The organism is Donghicola eburneus, from assembly GCF_900115865.1.
In the GTDB taxonomy this organism is placed as follows: domain Bacteria; phylum Pseudomonadota; class Alphaproteobacteria; order Rhodobacterales; family Rhodobacteraceae; genus Donghicola; species Donghicola eburneus.
The window spans coordinates 211,259-228,047 of the sequence record NZ_FOXY01000003.1; the positions used below are offsets into that span (position 1 = coordinate 211,259).

The following is a 16,789-nucleotide window of genomic DNA, read 5'->3' on the forward strand; positions in this document are numbered from 1 at the left end:
GGCGGCCTTTTTGCTTTTCAGGGATCGAAAACCGGCCCAGTAACGTTAATCCCTGACTTGTTATGACCACAGGACTGCCATGACCGACCAGAGCCCGATCCTCCTTGCCCATATTCTGAACGGCCCTGATCGGGGCATCTGTGACGAAGCCACCCTGATCCACACCCTGCGCGAAGAGACCTTGGGCTGGGTGCATCTCAGCGGCACCCACGCCGCCGCCGAGGACTGGATCATGCGCCACCTCGACTATCTGGACCCCCAAGCCGCCGAGGCTCTGCTGGACGTCGATACCCGCCCGCGCATGAGCCGCATGGGCGACGGCATGATCGTGATTCTGCGCGGCATGAACTGGAACGAGGGCGAAGACCCCGAAGACATGGTCTCTGTCCGGATGTACATTGACGCCCACCGCATCGTGACCATCTCGCGCAAGCGCGTCCGCTCGATCGAGAAGCTGGACGCCGACATTCGCGCAGGCCGCGGCCCCGAAACCGCCGGTGCCTTTCTGTTCCAACTCATCGAATACCTCGTGGGCGGCATCGGGAACTTCCAACGCACCCTCGACCAAGAGGCAGAAACCCTAGAGGACGCCGTGATCCTCGAAGGCTCCGAATCCCTGCGCCGCTCGGTCGTGGATATGCGCCTGCAGGTGATCGCCGCGCTCCGCTTCCTGATCCCCCAGCGCGACGTCCTTGGCGACATCACCCGCGCCGACACCCCCTTTATTGACGCCAACACCCGCCGCGAGATCGAGGAAGAAGCCATCAAGATGACCCGTATCGTCGAGGATATGGAGGAGCTGCGCGATCAAACTATGGTCCTGCGCGAAGAGCTGTCGGGCCAGCTCTCGGACCGTCTGAACAAGAACATGTTCGTTATGTCCGTGGCCTCTGTGGTCTTTCTGCCGCTGGGGTTCATCACCGGCCTTTTCGGGGTGAACGTGGCGGGCATGCCGGGCACCCAGAACTCAAACGCCTTTCTCTATCTCTGCCTCGCCTGCGTCGGCATCGTCATCCTGCAAATCGGCGGCCTGATGTGGCTGCGCTGGATCGGTCGCCGCCGCTGACCTAGCCAGCCATCCCCCAGCGTGCTAGCCTGCACGCATCCAACCGGAGTGAGGGCCATGACCAAGCACCTGAACTGACCCGTTTCTCAAAACAGATCTTTTCAGGAGGGCCGCATGCCTGTTCCCTTTGCTGTGTCCACAGACACCCACCCCGTGATCCTGCCCGATGGCACCCGCCATCATGGCACCGTTTTCCTCAAAAATGTGATCGACAACCCGCGCTTCATCGTGGGCGACTACACCTATGCCAGCCGCTTTGATGCGCCGGACGATTGGGCCGCGACGCTGGCGCCCTATCTCTTTCCGTTCTCGCTAGAGACCCTGCGCATCGGCCGTTTCTGCCAGATCGCCCTGAACGTGACCTTTGTCACCGCCTCGGCCAATCACGCGATGGACGGGCTGACCACGTACCCCTTTGGCACCTTTGACGCGGACAAGTCCGGCATGACCCCGCCCGACACCCGCGACACCATCATCGGCCATGATGTTTGGATCGGCTACGGGGCGATCATCTGCCCCGGTGCGCGAATCGGGAATGGGGTGATCATCGGGGCAGGGGCCGTGGTGCGCGGCACGATCCCTGATTTTACCATAGTCACAGGCAACCCCGCGCAAGTGGTCCGCCATCGCTTTGATCCGGAAACCACGCAGGCGCTACAGGACTTGGTGTGGTGGGATTGGCCACCCGAAGCCATCACCGCCGCCCGACCCGCGTTAGAGAGGCCGGATATTCCCGCTCTTCGTGAAATTCATCGCGAATTCAGTCTTGCAAACCATTCGACGTCGAATTAGACAGCGTCACGGCCTGAAGGGGTATAGCTCAGCTGGTAGAGCGACGGTCTCCAAAACCGTAGGTCTCGGGTTCGAACCCTGATGCCCCTGCCAGGCCGATTTCGCCACCACATTGGAACGCGAAATGACAACCATCCCAGTTTCTCTGCACATCGGCGCACACAAGACAGCCTCGACCCATCTGCAAAAGTCTCTTGAGGCCGCTGCGGATCAGCTTGCGGAGTGGGAGGTTTGCTTCCTTGGTCCCAAAGACCTACGCAAAGATGGCATCCCCCTGAAGAATCGCATCGCCAAGGGGCAGACGGCCCCCGATATGGCGGGCGATTGTGACGAGCTTGTCATCTCCGAAGAGAACCTGATGGGGCCGCAGTTCAAGGCGACCGCGCGCAAACCGCTCTATCCCCAAGGGGCCAAGAAGATCGCCGCGATCACCGAGGCACTCGAAGGTGCGGATGTGACCCTGTTCATGGCGGTGCGCGATCCGGCGACGTGGCTCGCCTCGCTCTATGCCCACGAGGTGTTCAACGGCAAAGCCTGCGATGGCATCGCGGCCTTCTGCGGTGCCAAGACCCCCGAGAAGCTGCGCTGGTCCGATCTGGTGGCAGAGCTGGCAGAGACGAATCGCGTGGTCGTCTGGCCCCAAGAGGAATACGCCGGCCTCTTTCCCCGGATCATCGAAGAGATGCTCGGAGAGGGCGCCGAGATTGACCCGATCGAGAACCGTGTGAATGCCTCGATTTCGGGGGCGGCGATCGCCATTCTCGAACAAGAGGGCCCGGACCGGCCAGAGCCGCAGAAATCCGCGCGCATGGCCAAGGCGAAATTTCCCGTGCGCGGCCCAGAGGACAAGTTCCAGCCGTGGTCCAAATCTGTGCTGGCCGCCAGCCGTACGGCCTATGAGGCGGACCTTAACCGGATCATGGATCTGGAAAACGTGACCCTTTTGCGCCGCTGAACGTCATGACGTCAGCCATACGTGAACCAGACGTCTACCAGACTTGAACTCTGTGGGCTTAGGGCGTATGTGACCCGCCAGTAAAGTGAGGACCCGATGGCCAACACCAATCCGCTCCAGTTCGTCCAACAGACCCGCGCCGAGATCGCGAAAGTCGTGTGGCCGACCCGCAAGGAAGTCATGCTGACCACCGTCATGGTGTTCATTATGGCGTCGCTCTTTGCTGTGTTTTTCTTTCTGGTGGATCTGGTGATCCGCTTTGGCCTTCAGGGCCTGCTTGCTGCGGTAAGCTAAACCGCTTTCGCTCCCTTAAGCCTTGAATTTCTGCGCTCGGGGGAGTAATAGGCGCTTCACTGTCCTATGTGTGGCGTGTGGCGATTCGAAGCCCGCGCCTGTTTTTATTGGACTGACTGCGATTAAGTCGCGGGAATTAAACGGAATTTTGCGTGAAGCCCTTGTGGTGAATCGCTGAGGAAACGAGACAGAGGCCCAAATGGCGAAGCGTTGGTATTCGGTGAGCGTTCTCTCGAACTTCGAGAAAAAGATCGCCGAACAAATCAGACAGTCGGCTGCCGAGAAGGGCTTGGAAGACCTGGTCGAAGAAGTTCTGGTGCCCACCGAAGAGGTGATCGAAGTGCGCCGGGGCAAGAAGGTGACAACCGAGCGCCGCTTCATGCCCGGCTACGTGCTGGTGCGTATGGAGCTGACCGACGCGACGTTCCACCTGGTATCCTCGATCAACCGCGTGACCGGTTTCCTGGGTCCGCAGGGGCGTCCGCTGCCCATGCGTGATTCGGAAGTCAACACGATCATGAACCGCGTTCAGGAAACCGAAGAAGCTCCCCGCACCCTGCTGCGCTTCGAGGTTGGTGAGAAGGTCAAAGTCAACGACGGCCCGTTCGAGGATTTCGACGGGATGGTCGAAGAGGTGGACGACGACAACCAGCGTCTGAAGGTCACCGTATCGATCTTTGGTCGCGAGACCCCGGTCGAACTGGAATTCACTCAGGTTACCAAACTCTGAGTGTCCCCGCGGGAGGGGAGGGGCCGCGGCCCTGAGCCACACCGCGACAACAGACAGCCTGACGGACGCGTCCTGAAGGTGTTGGAAAAAGGAAGAGCCAAATGGCTAAGAAACTGATCGGCAGCCTCAAGCTGCAAGTGCCTGCGGGCAAAGCGAACCCCTCTCCGCCCGTCGGCCCCGCACTGGGTCAGCGCGGCATCAATATCATGGAATTCTGCAAGGCGTTCAACGCCAAGACGCAGGAAATGGAGCCCGGCGCGCCGTGCCCGACCGTGATCCAGTACTACCAGGACAAGTCCTTCACCATGGAAATCAAGACGCCCCCCGCGTCTTATTACCTGAAGAAGGCAGCAAAGCTTCAGGGTGGTTCCAAGACCCCCGGTCGCGCAACTGCTGGTTCGGTAACTGCGAAGCAGGTTCGTGAAATCGCAGAAGCGAAGATGAAAGACCTGAACGCGAACACCGTTGAGCAGGCAATGAAAATCATCATGGGCTCGGCCCGTTCGATGGGCATCGAGGTAAAGTAATGGCTAAGCTTGGTAAACGTACCCGCGCCGTCCGCGAAGCCTTTGCTGGCAAAGAAGACCTCGCAGTCGCAGAAGCCGTCGCACTGGTAAAGGCAAACGCCACCGCCAAATTCGACGAAACCATCGAAATCGCGATGAACCTCGGCGTTGACCCCCGTCACGCTGACCAGATGGTTCGCGGTGTTGTCAGCCTGCCCAACGGCACCGGCAAAACCGTTCGCGTTGCTGTATTCGCTCGTGGCCCCAAGGCCGACGAAGCAAAAGCAGCTGGCGCAGATATCGTTGGCGCAGAGGACCTGATGGAAACCATTCAGGGCGGCACCATCGATTTCGATCGCTGCATCGCGACCCCCGACATGATGCCCATCGTTGGCCGTCTGGGTAAAGTTCTGGGCCCCCGTAACCTGATGCCGAACCCCAAAGTCGGCACCGTGACCATGGACGTTGCACAAGCTGTTGCTGATGCCAAGGGCGGTCAGGTTCAGTTCAAAGTTGAAAAAGCTGGTGTCATTCACGCCGGTGTTGGCAAAGCGTCGTTCGACGAAGCCAAGATCGTCGAGAACGTCAAAGCATTCGTCGACGCTGTCGCAAAAGCGAAGCCCGCCGGTGCAAAAGGTGCCTACATCAAGAAGGTATCGATCAGCTCGACCATGGGCGGCGGCGTATCTGTTGACGTTTCGGACGTCGCAGCCAGCTAAGAATTCCAGCGCGAGCTGGATGGCGGGGCCATCACGGCCCTGTCCTGTCCGAGACGAAGGGTGCCTTTCGGGGCTTAATATCCGCCTTTCTGAGATGGGGAACGAACTAAGAATTCCGTATGGGGCCTAGCCTCAGAGGATCTTGGCTTCGGGACCCCTGAAACGGACCCGACGCTCTGGTGTAAGCCGGGGCAAACATGAGCCGGGGGAAACCCCAAACTTGGAGTAAAACTGTGGATAGAGCACAAAAAGAGAAGGTGGTCGAGGAACTCGGCCAGATCTTTGAAAGCTCTGGCGTCGTAGTGGTTGCACACTACGAGGGTCTCACGGTTGCGGAGATGCAAGACCTGCGTGCACGTGCACGTGAGGCGGATGCGTCGGTACGTGTTGCCAAGAACAGGCTCGCCAAGATCGCTCTGGAGGGTAAGCCTTGCGCAAGCATGGCAGAATACCTCTCGGGCATGACCGTTCTGACCTTCTCGGAAGACCCCGTGGCAGCAGCCAAGGTCGCCGAGGACTTCGCCAAGGGGAACGACAAGTTCCAGATCCTTGGTGGTGCGATGGGTGAGAACGCTCTGGACCGTGCCGGTGTTGAAGCCGTGTCGAAAATGCCTTCGCGCGAGGAGCTTATTGCCTCGATCGTTGGTTGTATCGGCGCCCCCGCTTCGAACATCGCCGGTGCAATTGGCGCACCTGCTTCGAACATTGCCGGTATCCTGTCGACCATCGAAGACAAGGCAGAAGCCGCGTAACGCAATCAAGAGAGCCGCGTAGGGTTGTATACCTGACGCTGGAACACATCTTATATACATACGGAAAGAGTCAAAAATGGCTGATCTGAAGAAACTCGCAGAAGAGATCGTTGGTCTGACCCTGCTGGAAGCACAAGAACTGAAAACCATCCTGAAGGACGAGTACGGCATCGAGCCCGCAGCTGGCGGCGCAGTCATGATGGCCGGTCCCGCAGGCGATGCAGGCGGCGCAGCTGCTGAAGAAAAGACCGAATTCGACGTCATCCTGAAGTCGGCAGGCGACAAGAAGATCAACGTGATCAAAGAAGTTCGCGGCATCACCGGTCTGGGCCTGAAAGAAGCAAAAGAGCTGGTCGAAGCTGGCGGAAAAGCCGTCAAAGAAGGCGTCGACAAAGCAGAAGCAGAAGACATCAAAGCCAAGCTGGAAGCAGCTGGCGCAGAAGTCGAGCTCAAGTAATCCTGTCCCGGAGATCTTCCGGGTTGGATTTGCAGCAGGGTTGAGGTTTTCTCAGCCCTGCTGAACCTGTCTCAGCAAAAGGTTTTCGGTAAACCTTTTTCTAAGGCGAGGTTCAAAGGATCGGGAGGCTGCCGGTGGGACGGTGGCCAGGCATGGATCCAGAACACGCTGTCTCTTGGGTGTGCGACCGGGGCCCGACGGTGCGCGCAACCGCATGAGAAACGAAAGGTGAGATCGCTCCATGGCTCAGTCCTACCTCGGCCAGAAACGCCTGCGTCGTTATTACGGCAAAATCCGCGAAGTTCTGGAAATGCCGAACCTCATTGAGGTTCAGAAAAGCTCCTACGACCTGTTCCTGAAGTCCGGCGACCAGCCGCAGCCTTTGGACGGCGAAGGCATCAAAGGCGTCTTCCAGTCGGTATTCCCGATCAAAGACTTTAATGAAACCGCGATTCTCGAATTCGTCGATTACGAGCTGGAAAAGCCGAAATACGACGTAGACGAATGTCAGCAGCGCGACATGACCTACAGCGCACCTTTGAAGGTGAAGCTGCGTCTGATCGTGTTTGATATTGATGAAGATACCGGTGCAAAATCGGTCAAAGACATCAAAGAACAAGACGTGTTCATGGGCGATATGCCCCTGATGACACCCAACGGCACGTTCATCGTGAACGGCACCGAGCGCGTGATCGTCAGCCAGATGCACCGTTCGCCCGGTGTGTTCTTTGACCACGACAAGGGTAAAACCCACTCGTCCGGCAAACTGCTGTTTGCTTGCCGCATCATCCCCTACCGCGGCTCGTGGCTCGATTTCGAATTCGACGCCAAGGACATCGTGTTTGCCCGTATCGACCGTCGCCGCAAACTTCCCGTGACCACCCTGCTGTATGCACTGGGTCTGGATCAGGAAGGCATCTGTGACGCATACTACGACACCGTAACCTACACCCTCGAGAAGAACCGTGGTTGGGTCACCAAGTTCTTCCCCGAGCGCGTGCGTGGCACCCGTCCCGCATACGATCTGGTAGACGCGGGCACCGGCGAGATCATCTGCGAAGCGGGCAAGAAAATGACGCCCCGCGCCGTCAAGCAGATCATCGACGAAGGCAAAATCACCGACCTTCTGATCCCGTTCGATCACATCGTTGGTAAGTTTGTCGCCAAGGACATCATCAACGAAGAAACCGGTGCGATTTACGTCGAAGCTGGTGATGAGCTGACTTGGGAAGTCGACAAAGACGGCGACGTCACCGGTGGTTCGATCAAAGAGCTGCTGGAAGCGGGCATCACCGAGATCCCCGTTCTGGACATCGATGGCGTGAACGTGGGTGCTTACATCCGCAACACCATGGCGAACGACAAGAACCTGAACCGCGAAACCGCGCTGATGGATATCTACCGCGTCATGCGTCCGGGTGAACCGCCGACCGTCGAAGCGGCGTCGGCTCTGTTCGACACGCTGTTCTTCGATTCTGAGCGTTACGACCTGTCGGCTGTTGGCCGCGTGAAGATGAACATGCGCCTGAACCTCGATGCCGAGGACACCCAGCGCACGCTCCGCAAGGAAGACATCATCTCGTGCATCAAGGCTCTAGTCGAGCTGCGTGACGGACGCGGCGAAGTGGACGATATCGACCACCTCGGCAACCGTCGTGTGCGTTCGGTTGGCGAACTGATGGAAAACCAGTACCGTGTGGGTCTGCTCCGCATGGAGCGCGCGATCAAAGAGCGTATGTCGTCGGTCGAAATCGACACCGTCATGCCTCAAGATCTGATCAACGCGAAGCCCGCAGCGGCGGCTGTTCGTGAATTCTTCGGCTCTTCGCAGCTGTCGCAGTTCATGGACCAAACCAACCCGCTGTCCGAAGTGACGCACAAGCGCCGTCTTTCGGCGCTTGGACCGGGCGGTCTGACCCGCGAGCGCGCAGGCTTCGAGGTTCGCGACGTTCACGCAACTCACTACGGCCGTATGTGCCCGATTGAGACGCCGGAAGGTCCGAACATTGGTCTGATCAACTCGCTGGCAACCTTTGCGCGCGTCAACAAGTACGGCTTCATCGAAACCCCCTACCGCAAGGTTGTGGAGGGTCAGGTGACCGACGATGTCGTGTACCTGTCGGCCACCGAAGAGATGCGCCACACCGTTGCGCAGGCGAACGCGGAACTCGACGAGAACGCGAAGTTTGTTCAGGAAATGGTCTCGACCCGTCAGTCGGGCGACTACACCCTGCAGCCAACCGAGAACGTTGACCTGATCGACGTTTCGCCCAAGCAGCTGGTCTCTGTCGCGGCATCGCTGATCCCGTTCCTCGAGAACGACGACGCGAACCGCGCACTGATGGGCTCGAACATGATGCGTCAGGCGCTGCCGCTGCTTCAGGCAGAGGCTCCGCTGGTCGGCACCGGTATCGAAGAGATCGTTGCTCGAGACTCCGGCGCGGCCATCATGGCCAAGCGTGCAGGTGTCGTTGACCAAGTGGACGCGCAGCGTATCGTTGTTCGCGCAACCGAAGATCTGGAAGTTGGCGATCCGGGCGTAGATATCTACCGTCTGCGCAAGTTCCAGCGCTCGAACCAGAACTCGTGCATCAACCAGCGTCCGCTGGTCAAGGTGGGCGACGTTGTTGGCAAGGGCGAAGTGGTTGCCGATGGTCCTGCGACCGAGATGGGCGAACTGGCAGTCGGCAAAAACGTCGTCGTGGCCTTCATGCCTTGGAATGGCTACAACTACGAAGACTCGATCCTGATCTCTGAGCGTATCGTCCGTGATGACGTCTACACCTCGGTTCACCTCGAGGAATTCGAAGTCGCTGCCCGTGACACCAAGCTTGGGCCGGAAGAAATCACTCGCGACATCCCGAACGTCGGTGAAGAAGCGCTGCGTAACCTCGACGAGGCTGGCATCGTTTACATCGGCGCCGAGGTTGGACCGGGCGACATTCTGGTTGGCAAGATCACTCCGAAGGGCGAAAGCCCGATGACCCCCGAAGAAAAGCTGCTCCGCGCGATCTTTGGTGAAAAGGCGTCGGACGTTCGTGATACTTCGCTGCGTCTGCCCCCGGGTGACTACGGTACTGTTGTAGAAGTGCGCGTCTTCAACCGCCACGGTGTGGAGAAGGACGAACGTGCCCTCCAAATCGAGCGTGAAGAAGTCGAGCGTCTGGCACGTGACCGTGACGACGAGCTGGCCATTCTGGACCGCAACATCTACGCCCGTCTGCACAAGCTGATCATGGGCAAAGTTGCCGTCAAAGGCCCCAAAGGTGTTCGCCCCAACAGCGAAATCACCGAGGAGCTGCTGGACAGCCTGAGCCGTGGTCAGTGGTGGCAGCTGGCGCTGGAAGACGAGGCCGACGCACAGATCGTCGAGGCGCTGCATGAACAGTACAACGCTCAGAAGCGTTCGCTGGATGCCCGTTTCGAGGACAAAGTCGAGAAAGTCCGTCGCGGCGACGATCTGCCCCCGGGCGTCATGAAGATGGTCAAAGTGTTCATCGCGGTGAAGCGCAAGCTGCAGCCCGGTGACAAGATGGCCGGTCGTCACGGTAACAAAGGTGTTGTCTCGAAGGTTATCCCGATCGAAGACATGCCCTTCTTGGCTGATGGTACCCCCGTTGACCTCTGTCTGAACCCGCTCGGCGTGCCTTCGCGCATGAACGTCGGTCAGATTCTTGAGTGTCACATGGGTTGGGCCTCGCGTAACCTTGGTGTCCAGATCGATGAGTCTCTGCAAGAGTACCGTCGTTCGGGCGACCTGACTCCGGTTCGCGAAGCACTCCGGATCGCTTACGGCGACGAAGTGTACGAAGAGGGCCTCGAGGGTCTGGACGAAGGCATGCTCGTTGAGCGTGCGCAAAACGTCACCCGCGGTGTTCCGATCGCAACACCGGTCTTCGACGGCGCCAAAGAAGCAGACGTGAACGACGCACTCAAGCGTGCCGGCTTTGACACTTCGGGTCAGTCGGTTCTGTTTGACGGCCGTACTGGTGAACAGTTTGCCCGCAAGGTCACTGTTGGCATCAAGTACATGCTGAAACTGCACCACCTCGTGGACGACAAAATCCACGCGCGTTCGACTGGTCCGTACAGCCTCGTTACTCAGCAGCCGCTGGGTGGTAAGGCGCAGTTCGGTGGTCAGCGCTTCGGTGAGATGGAAGTGTGGGCGCTGGAAGCATACGGCGCGGCATACACCCTGCAGGAAATGCTGACCGTCAAGTCGGACGACGTGGCAGGCCGTACCAAGGTCTACGAAAGCATCGTCAAGGGCGAGGACAACTTCGAGGCCGGCGTGCCCGAATCCTTCAACGTTCTGGTGAAGGAAGTCCGCGGCCTCGGCCTGAACATGGAACTCCTGGACTCGGAGGAGGACGAGTAAGGGGCTCTGCCCCTTGCTTAACCCCTTTCGTCCTCATTCAAGGAATATGACATGAACCAGGAACTGACGAACAACCCGTTCAACCCGCTCACCCCGGCGAAGCAATTCGACGAGATCAAAGTCTCGCTCGCATCGCCCGAGCGGATCCTGTCTTGGTCGTACGGCGAAATCAAAAAGCCCGAGACCATCAACTACCGTACGTTCAAGCCCGAGCGTGACGGTCTGTTCTGCGCGCGTATCTTTGGCCCGATCAAAGACTACGAATGCCTTTGCGGCAAATATAAGCGCATGAAGTACCGCGGCGTCGTCTGTGAAAAGTGCGGCGTTGAAGTTACCCTGCAGAAAGTGCGCCGCGAGCGTATGGGCCACATCGAGCTGGCTGCACCTTGCGCGCACATCTGGTTCCTCAAGTCGCTGCCTTCGCGCATCGGCCTGATGCTGGATATGACCCTGCGTGATCTGGAACGCGTTCTCTACTTCGAAAACTACGTTGTCATCGAGCCCGGTCTGACTGACCTGACCTACGGCCAGATGATGACCGAAGAAGAGTTCATGGATGCTCAGGACCAGTACGGCATGGACGCCTTCACCGCCAACATCGGTGCTGAAGCGATCCGCGAAATGCTGGCTGCGATCGATCTGGAATCCGAAGCAGAGCAGCTGCGCGCTGATCTGGCCGAGGCAACTGGTGAACTGAAGCCCAAGAAGATCATCAAGCGTCTGAAAGTCGTTGAATCCTTCCTCGAGTCGGGCAACCGCCCCGAGTGGATGATCATGACCGTGATCCCCGTGATCCCGCCGGAACTGCGTCCGCTGGTTCCGCTGGATGGTGGCCGCTTTGCGACTTCGGATCTGAACGATCTGTACCGCCGCGTGATCAACCGGAACAACCGTCTGAAGCGTCTGATCGAACTGCGTGCGCCCGACATCATCGTGCGCAACGAAAAGCGTATGCTGCAAGAAGCTGTGGACGCGCTGTTCGACAACGGTCGCCGTGGCCGCGTCATCACCGGCGCGAACAAGCGTCCGCTGAAGTCGCTGTCCGACATGCTGAAAGGTAAGCAGGGCCGCTTCCGTCAGAACCTTCTGGGTAAGCGGGTGGACTTCTCGGGCCGTTCGGTCATCGTGACCGGTCCGGAGCTCAAGCTGCACCAGTGTGGTCTGCCCAAGAAGATGGCGCTCGAGCTCTTCAAGCCCTTCATCTACTCGCGCCTCGAGGCCAAAGGCCTGTCGAGCACCGTGAAGCAGGCGAAGAAGCTGGTCGAAAAAGAGCGTCCCGAAGTTTGGGATATCCTCGACGAAGTGATCCGCGAACACCCTGTCATGCTGAACCGTGCGCCTACGCTGCACCGTCTTGGTATTCAGGCATTCGAACCCACTCTGATCGAAGGTAAGGCGATCCAGCTGCACCCGCTGGTTTGTTCGGCGTTCAACGCTGACTTCGACGGTGACCAGATGGCTGTGCACGTTCCCTTGAGCCTCGAGGCCCAGCTGGAAGCGCGCGTCCTGATGATGTCGACCAACAACGTTCTGTCGCCCGCAAACGGCGCGCCGATCATCGTTCCTTCGCAGGATATGATCTTGGGTCTCTACTACGTGACCCTGCAGCGCGACGGCATGAAGGGCGAAGGCATGGCGTTCTCGTCGCTCGACGAAGTCCAGCACGCTCTGGACTCCGGCGAAGTGCACCTGCACGCCAAAGTCACTGCCCGCGTCAAGCAGATCGACGAGGATGGTCTGGAAGTGTACCAGCGCTTCGAAACCACCCCCGGCCGTGTGCTTCTGGGCAACCTTCTGCCCCAGAACGCCAAGGCGCCTTTCGCGCTGGTCAACCGTCTGCTGCGTAAGAAAGAAGTGCAGCAGGTCATCGACACCGTTTACCGTTACTGCGGCCAGAAAGAGTCGGTTATTTTCTGTGACCAGATCATGACCCTCGGCTTCCGTCAGGCGTTCAAGGCTGGCATCTCGTTCGGCAAAGACGACATGGTGATCCCCGACAACAAGTGGGACATCGTGGAAGCTACCCGCGAGCAGGCCAAAGGCTTCGAGCAGCAGTACATGGACGGCCTGATCACTCAGGGCGAAAAGTACAACAAGGTGATCGACGCCTGGACCCGTTGTAACGACAACGTCACCGACGCGATGATGAACACCATCTCGGCCTCTAAGACGGACGAGAATGGCGCCGAAATGGAACCGAACTCGGTTTACATGATGGCTCACTCTGGTGCGCGTGGCTCGGTTACGCAGATGAAGCAGCTGGGTGGTATGCGCGGCCTGATGGCGAAGCCGAATGGCGACATCATCGAGACGCCCATTATCTCGAACTTCAAAGAAGGTCTGACCGTTCTCGAGTACTTCAACTCGACCCACGGTGCCCGTAAGGGTCTGTCGGATACTGCTCTGAAAACGGCGAACTCGGGTTACCTGACCCGTCGTCTGGTGGACGTGGCTCAGGACTGCATCGTGCGCGAGCATGACTGTGGCACTGACAAAGCCGTGACCGTTGAAGCGGCCGTGAACGATGGTGAAGTCGTGTCGTCGCTGCCCGAGCGTATTCTGGGCCGTACCGCGGCAGAGGACATCTGCGCACCCGGCACTGATGACGTGATCGCAGCGATCGGTACTCTGATCGACGAACGTCTGGCGGATCGTATCGGCGAAGCCGGTGTCCAGTCCGCACGCGTCCGTTCGCCGCTGACCTGTGAAGCCGAAGATGGCGTTTGTGCAATGTGCTATGGCCGTGACCTTGCACGCGGCACCATGGTGAACCAAGGCGAAGCCGTTGGTATCATCGCGGCGCAGTCGATCGGTGAACCCGGTACACAGCTGACCATGCGTACGTTCCACATTGGCGGCGTTGCGCAGGGTGGTCAGCAGTCGTTCCAGGAAGCGGGCCATGACGGTAAGATCGTCTTCCGCAACCCGAACACCATCAAGAACACCTCGGACGAGGTGATCGTGATGGGCCGGAACATGCAGTTGGTCGTTGAAAGCAGCGACGGCGCGGAACTGGCCAGCTACAAGCTGGGGTATGGTACCAAGCTGTTCGTGACCGAAGGCACCGATGTCGTACGTGGCGCGAAACTGTTCGAGTGGGACCCCTTCACTCTGCCGATCATCGCAGAGCGTTCGGGTAAGGCACGTCTGGTCGACCTGACCAACGGTGTGTCGGTCCGCGAAGTTACCGACGATGCGACTGGTATGACCCAGAAGATCGTGTCCGACTGGCGCGCTGCCCCCAAAGGCAACGAGCTGAAGCCGGAAATCCTGATTGTCGACGCAGAAAGCGGCGAACCCATCCGCAACGATGCTGGCAACCCCGTTGCCTACCCGATGTCGGTGGACGCAATTCTGTCGGTCGAAGAAGGTCAGGACATCTCGGCTGGTGACGTCGTGGCGCGTATCCCGCGCGAAGGCACCAAAACCAAGGACATTACCGGTGGTCTGCCCCGCGTTGCGGAACTGTTCGAAGCACGTCGCCCCAAAGACCACGCGATCATCGCCGAAATCGATGGTTACGTGCGCTTTGGCCGCGACTACAAGAACAAGCGTCGCATCACGATCGAGCCTGCCAACGATGGTCAGGAGCCCGTCGAATACATGGTGCCCAAGGGCAAGCACATTCCTGTTCAGGAAGGTGACTTCATTGCCAAGGGTGAGTACATCATGGACGGCAACCCGGCGCCCCACGACATTCTGTCGATCATGGGCATCGAGGCTCTGGCAAACTACATGATCAACGAGGTCCAGGACGTTTACCGTCTGCAGGGTGTGAAGATTAACGACAAACATATCGAAGTTGTCGTTCGTCAGATGCTGCAGAAATGGGAAATCCTCGACAGCGGTGACACCACCCTTCTCAAGGGTGAGCATGTGGACAAGGCAGAGTTCGACGCAGCCAACGAAAAGGCCATCAGCAAGAACGGCCGCCCCGCCAAGGGCGAACCGATCCTGCTGGGTATCACCAAGGCGTCGCTGCAGACCCGCAGCTTCATCTCGGCGGCCTCGTTCCAGGAGACCACCCGCGTCCTTACCGAAGCATCGGTACAGGGCAAACGCGATACACTGGTCGGCCTGAAAGAGAACGTCATCGTTGGTCGTCTGATCCCCGCCGGTACCGGTGGTGCAACCTCGCGCGTGCGCAAGATTGCTTACGACCGCGACAACGTGGTGATCGATGCGCGCCGGATCGAGGCCGAGAAGGCCGCGGCTCTGGCAGCACCGACACCCGAAGGTTCGGACGACTGATCGCCTGAGATCACAAAAATGTAATCACGGACCCGGCAGGTATACCCACCTGCCGGGTCTTTTCTTTGCTGGGTCCTTGGTGCACTGATTTGCGGTACGACAAAGGGCAGGGCCTGTAATGATTTCCGAAAACATGCGCGGCGCTGGTTTGATGATGCTGGCGATGGTTGGCTTCACATTGAACGATACCGCGCTCAAGACGCTGGCGGGCGAAGTCCCCTTGTTTCAGCTGCTCTTCATCCGCGGGGTGCTGGCGACAGCCGCGCTGGCGGTCATGGCGCATTTCATGGGACAACTCGATTTCCGCATGTCTCGCCGCGATATGAAGTGGGTCAGTCTTCGCGCGATCGGCGAGGCGAGCGCAGCTTACTTCTTCTTAACTGCGCTCTTTCACATGCCCCTCGCCAATGCGACGGCGATCCTGCAGACCTTACCTCTGACAGTTACGCTCGGGGCGGCGCTCTTTATGGGGATGCCTTTTGGCTGGCGGCGCGGGTCCACGATCTTGATCGGCTTTATCGGGGTGCTGCTCATTGTCCGGCCTGGAACCGAGGGGTTCAACCAATACTCGGTCTATGCGCTCATGGCGGTGCTCTGCGTGACCCTCAGGGACCTATCGACACGGCTCGTCAGTCAGGCCGTGCCGTCAATAACCGTCACTGTCACGTCTGCGGCTGGGGTCATGGTGTTTTTCGGTGCACTACAGCTCCCCGCAACGTGGGAGCCAATGGCGTTGACCGAAATCGGCCTTTTACTCGCCGCCACGACCAGCATCGTCGGAGGTTACGCATTCAGTGTAATGGTCATGCGGATAGGCGATATCTCTTTCATTGCACCATTTCGGTATACGGGCCTGATTTGGGCGCTTATCCTCGGGTGGGTTGTCTTTGGCGACTGGCCCCATCCTCTGACATTGATCGGAGGCGGTATCGTTGTCGCTAGCGGAATTTACATGTTGTATCGCGAGGCCATCGTGGGGCGCAGGCTGAGCCCACGCAACCTTGCCAGAGGAGGGCGCTAATGCGGCTACAGATCCTAGGGCTGAGCAGGTTTTCCTATCCATCGAACCTCGAGGCTTTTCAGAAGGATCATGCCGATGCCGACGGGCAGCGCGCGTATCTCTATGACGAGACCCGGCTCGAGGGGCGCTTCTACTTCTTCGAAGATTTGGTAATTCCGTCGCTCAAGCGTCAGACGGATACCGGATTTCGCGTGGTTGTTTTGGCAGGGGATCAAATGCCCCCGAAATGGCGGGCGCGATTGGAAGCGGCGGTCGATGATGTCCCCCAAGTCGATCTGCGCTTTGAACCCGAGGGGCAGAATCACTCTGACCTGTGCCGCCGACTCATGTTGGAGGCGCGGGATAAATCAGCGGATTGGGTGGCCGAATTTAGGCTTGATGACGATGATGCTGTTGCGGGTGATTTTGTGGAAAGACTCCGTAAATTGGCTCCAGCTGTCGCGGCTCTGGCGGATGCCAGCCCAGAAAAACGGGCGGCACTCGACTTTGCCAAGGGCTTTGTATTGCGGGCACAGCGCAGCGGATTGGACATTTCGCCAGTGCTCGCGCGTTTGTGGACGCCTGCGCTGGTGATGGTAAATCGCCCCGATCATCCCAAAAGTCTGCTGGATACCCGCCATTTACGCCTATGGCAGCGCTTTCCGGTAATATCGAACGTAGACGAGCCCATGTTTATCCGCGGTGCGCATGATGATAACGACAGTGCGGTAGAAAATCGGAAATTGCAGAAATTCCGCATCGATCCATTTGACATTCCCGCCAAGATAGAGGAGAGGTTTGGCCTCGATTTAGACCGCTTGGAAACCCGATGGCGGCTATGTCCTGCGCGCAAAAAGCTGGGATGTTGACAACCTGTCCGACTCCCTCT

Annotated in this window: 13 protein-coding genes and 1 tRNA gene; all 14 read left to right on the forward strand. The window is 58.7% G+C overall.

What is annotated here, in order from left to right:
- Positions 1-79 precede the first annotated feature (79 nt).
- The 14 genes from BM225_RS06390 (at position 80) to BM225_RS06455 (ending at position 16,769) form a co-directional block, all read left to right on the forward strand.
- Positions 80-1,066, forward strand: coding sequence for a zinc transporter ZntB (locus BM225_RS06390; RefSeq protein WP_072708146.1), 987 nt, complete (start codon positions 80-82; stop codon positions 1,064-1,066).
- 114 nt (positions 1,067-1,180) lie between these two features.
- Positions 1,181-1,858, forward strand: coding sequence for a CatB-related O-acetyltransferase (locus BM225_RS06395; RefSeq protein ID WP_083595741.1), 678 nt, complete (start codon positions 1,181-1,183; stop codon positions 1,856-1,858).
- A gap of 17 nt (positions 1,859-1,875) precedes the next feature.
- Positions 1,876-1,951, forward strand: a tRNA-Trp gene (locus BM225_RS06400).
- A gap of 31 nt (positions 1,952-1,982) precedes the next feature.
- Positions 1,983-2,813 carry a hypothetical protein gene (locus tag BM225_RS06405; RefSeq protein WP_092464009.1) on the forward strand — a complete coding sequence of 277 codons (831 nt, stop codon included), beginning with the start codon at positions 1,983-1,985 and terminating at the stop codon, positions 2,811-2,813.
- A gap of 96 nt (positions 2,814-2,909) precedes the next feature.
- Positions 2,910-3,107 carry a preprotein translocase subunit SecE gene (gene secE, locus BM225_RS06410; RefSeq protein ID WP_072708143.1) on the forward strand — a complete coding sequence of 66 codons (198 nt, stop codon included), beginning with the start codon at positions 2,910-2,912 and terminating at the stop codon, positions 3,105-3,107.
- Between the two features lie 199 nt (positions 3,108-3,306).
- The gene (nusG, locus tag BM225_RS06415; protein ID WP_072708141.1) at positions 3,307-3,837 is read left to right on the forward strand and encodes a transcription termination/antitermination protein NusG; all 531 of its coding nucleotides are present in this window, start codon (positions 3,307-3,309) and stop codon (positions 3,835-3,837) included.
- A 101-nt stretch (positions 3,838-3,938) separates the two neighbouring features.
- The gene (gene rplK, locus BM225_RS06420; RefSeq protein WP_072708139.1) at positions 3,939-4,364 is read left to right on the forward strand and encodes a 50S ribosomal protein L11; all 426 of its coding nucleotides are present in this window, start codon (positions 3,939-3,941) and stop codon (positions 4,362-4,364) included.
- Positions 4,364-5,062, forward strand: a complete 699-nt coding sequence (gene rplA, locus BM225_RS06425; protein ID WP_072708137.1) for a 50S ribosomal protein L1 — start codon at positions 4,364-4,366, stop codon at positions 5,060-5,062. Before rplK ends, rplA begins: the two co-directional genes overlap by 1 nt.
- A gap of 233 nt (positions 5,063-5,295) precedes the next feature.
- On the forward strand, positions 5,296-5,814 hold the full coding sequence (rplJ, locus tag BM225_RS06430; protein ID WP_072708135.1) for a 50S ribosomal protein L10: 519 nt from the start codon (positions 5,296-5,298) through the stop codon (positions 5,812-5,814).
- A 76-nt stretch (positions 5,815-5,890) separates the two neighbouring features.
- The gene (rplL, locus tag BM225_RS06435; protein ID WP_072708133.1) at positions 5,891-6,271 is read left to right on the forward strand and encodes a 50S ribosomal protein L7/L12; all 381 of its coding nucleotides are present in this window, start codon (positions 5,891-5,893) and stop codon (positions 6,269-6,271) included.
- 241 nt (positions 6,272-6,512) lie between these two features.
- Positions 6,513-10,649 carry a DNA-directed RNA polymerase subunit beta gene (gene rpoB, locus BM225_RS06440; protein ID WP_072708131.1) on the forward strand — a complete coding sequence of 1,379 codons (4,137 nt, stop codon included), beginning with the start codon at positions 6,513-6,515 and terminating at the stop codon, positions 10,647-10,649.
- A 51-nt stretch (positions 10,650-10,700) separates the two neighbouring features.
- Positions 10,701-14,900, forward strand: coding sequence for a DNA-directed RNA polymerase subunit beta' (gene rpoC, locus BM225_RS06445; protein ID WP_072708129.1), 4,200 nt, complete (start codon positions 10,701-10,703; stop codon positions 14,898-14,900).
- A 118-nt stretch (positions 14,901-15,018) separates the two neighbouring features.
- Positions 15,019-15,921, forward strand: a complete 903-nt coding sequence (locus tag BM225_RS06450) for a DMT family transporter (protein ID WP_072708127.1) — start codon at positions 15,019-15,021, stop codon at positions 15,919-15,921.
- On the forward strand, positions 15,921-16,769 hold the full coding sequence (locus tag BM225_RS06455; RefSeq protein ID WP_072708125.1) for a glycosyltransferase: 849 nt from the start codon (positions 15,921-15,923) through the stop codon (positions 16,767-16,769). The genes BM225_RS06450 and BM225_RS06455 overlap by 1 nt, the downstream gene beginning before the upstream one ends.
- Positions 16,770-16,789 lie beyond the last annotated feature (20 nt).

Excerpts from the sequence above, each read along its gene's own strand:
- secE (WP_072708143.1), top strand. The coding sequence starts at position 2,910 with ATGGCCAACACCAATCCGCTCCAGTTCGTCCAACAGACCCGCGCCGAG.
- nusG (WP_072708141.1), top strand. The coding sequence starts at position 3,307 with ATGGCGAAGCGTTGGTATTCGGTGAGCGTTCTCTCGAACTTCGAGAAA.
- BM225_RS06395 (WP_083595741.1), top strand. The coding sequence starts at position 1,181 with ATGCCTGTTCCCTTTGCTGTGTCCACAGACACCCACCCCGTGATCCTG.
- BM225_RS06455 (WP_072708125.1), top strand. The coding sequence starts at position 15,921 with ATGCGGCTACAGATCCTAGGGCTGAGCAGGTTTTCCTATCCATCGAAC.
- BM225_RS06390 (WP_072708146.1), top strand. The coding sequence starts at position 80 with ATGACCGACCAGAGCCCGATCCTCCTTGCCCATATTCTGAACGGCCCT.
- rplL (WP_072708133.1), top strand. The coding sequence starts at position 5,891 with ATGGCTGATCTGAAGAAACTCGCAGAAGAGATCGTTGGTCTGACCCTG.
- BM225_RS06450 (WP_072708127.1), top strand. The coding sequence starts at position 15,019 with ATGATTTCCGAAAACATGCGCGGCGCTGGTTTGATGATGCTGGCGATG.
- rplA (WP_072708137.1), top strand. The coding sequence starts at position 4,364 with ATGGCTAAGCTTGGTAAACGTACCCGCGCCGTCCGCGAAGCCTTTGCT.
- rplK (WP_072708139.1), top strand. The coding sequence starts at position 3,939 with ATGGCTAAGAAACTGATCGGCAGCCTCAAGCTGCAAGTGCCTGCGGGC.
- BM225_RS06405 (WP_092464009.1), top strand. The coding sequence starts at position 1,983 with ATGACAACCATCCCAGTTTCTCTGCACATCGGCGCACACAAGACAGCC.
- rpoC (WP_072708129.1), top strand. The coding sequence starts at position 10,701 with ATGAACCAGGAACTGACGAACAACCCGTTCAACCCGCTCACCCCGGCG.
- rpoB (WP_072708131.1), top strand. The coding sequence starts at position 6,513 with ATGGCTCAGTCCTACCTCGGCCAGAAACGCCTGCGTCGTTATTACGGC.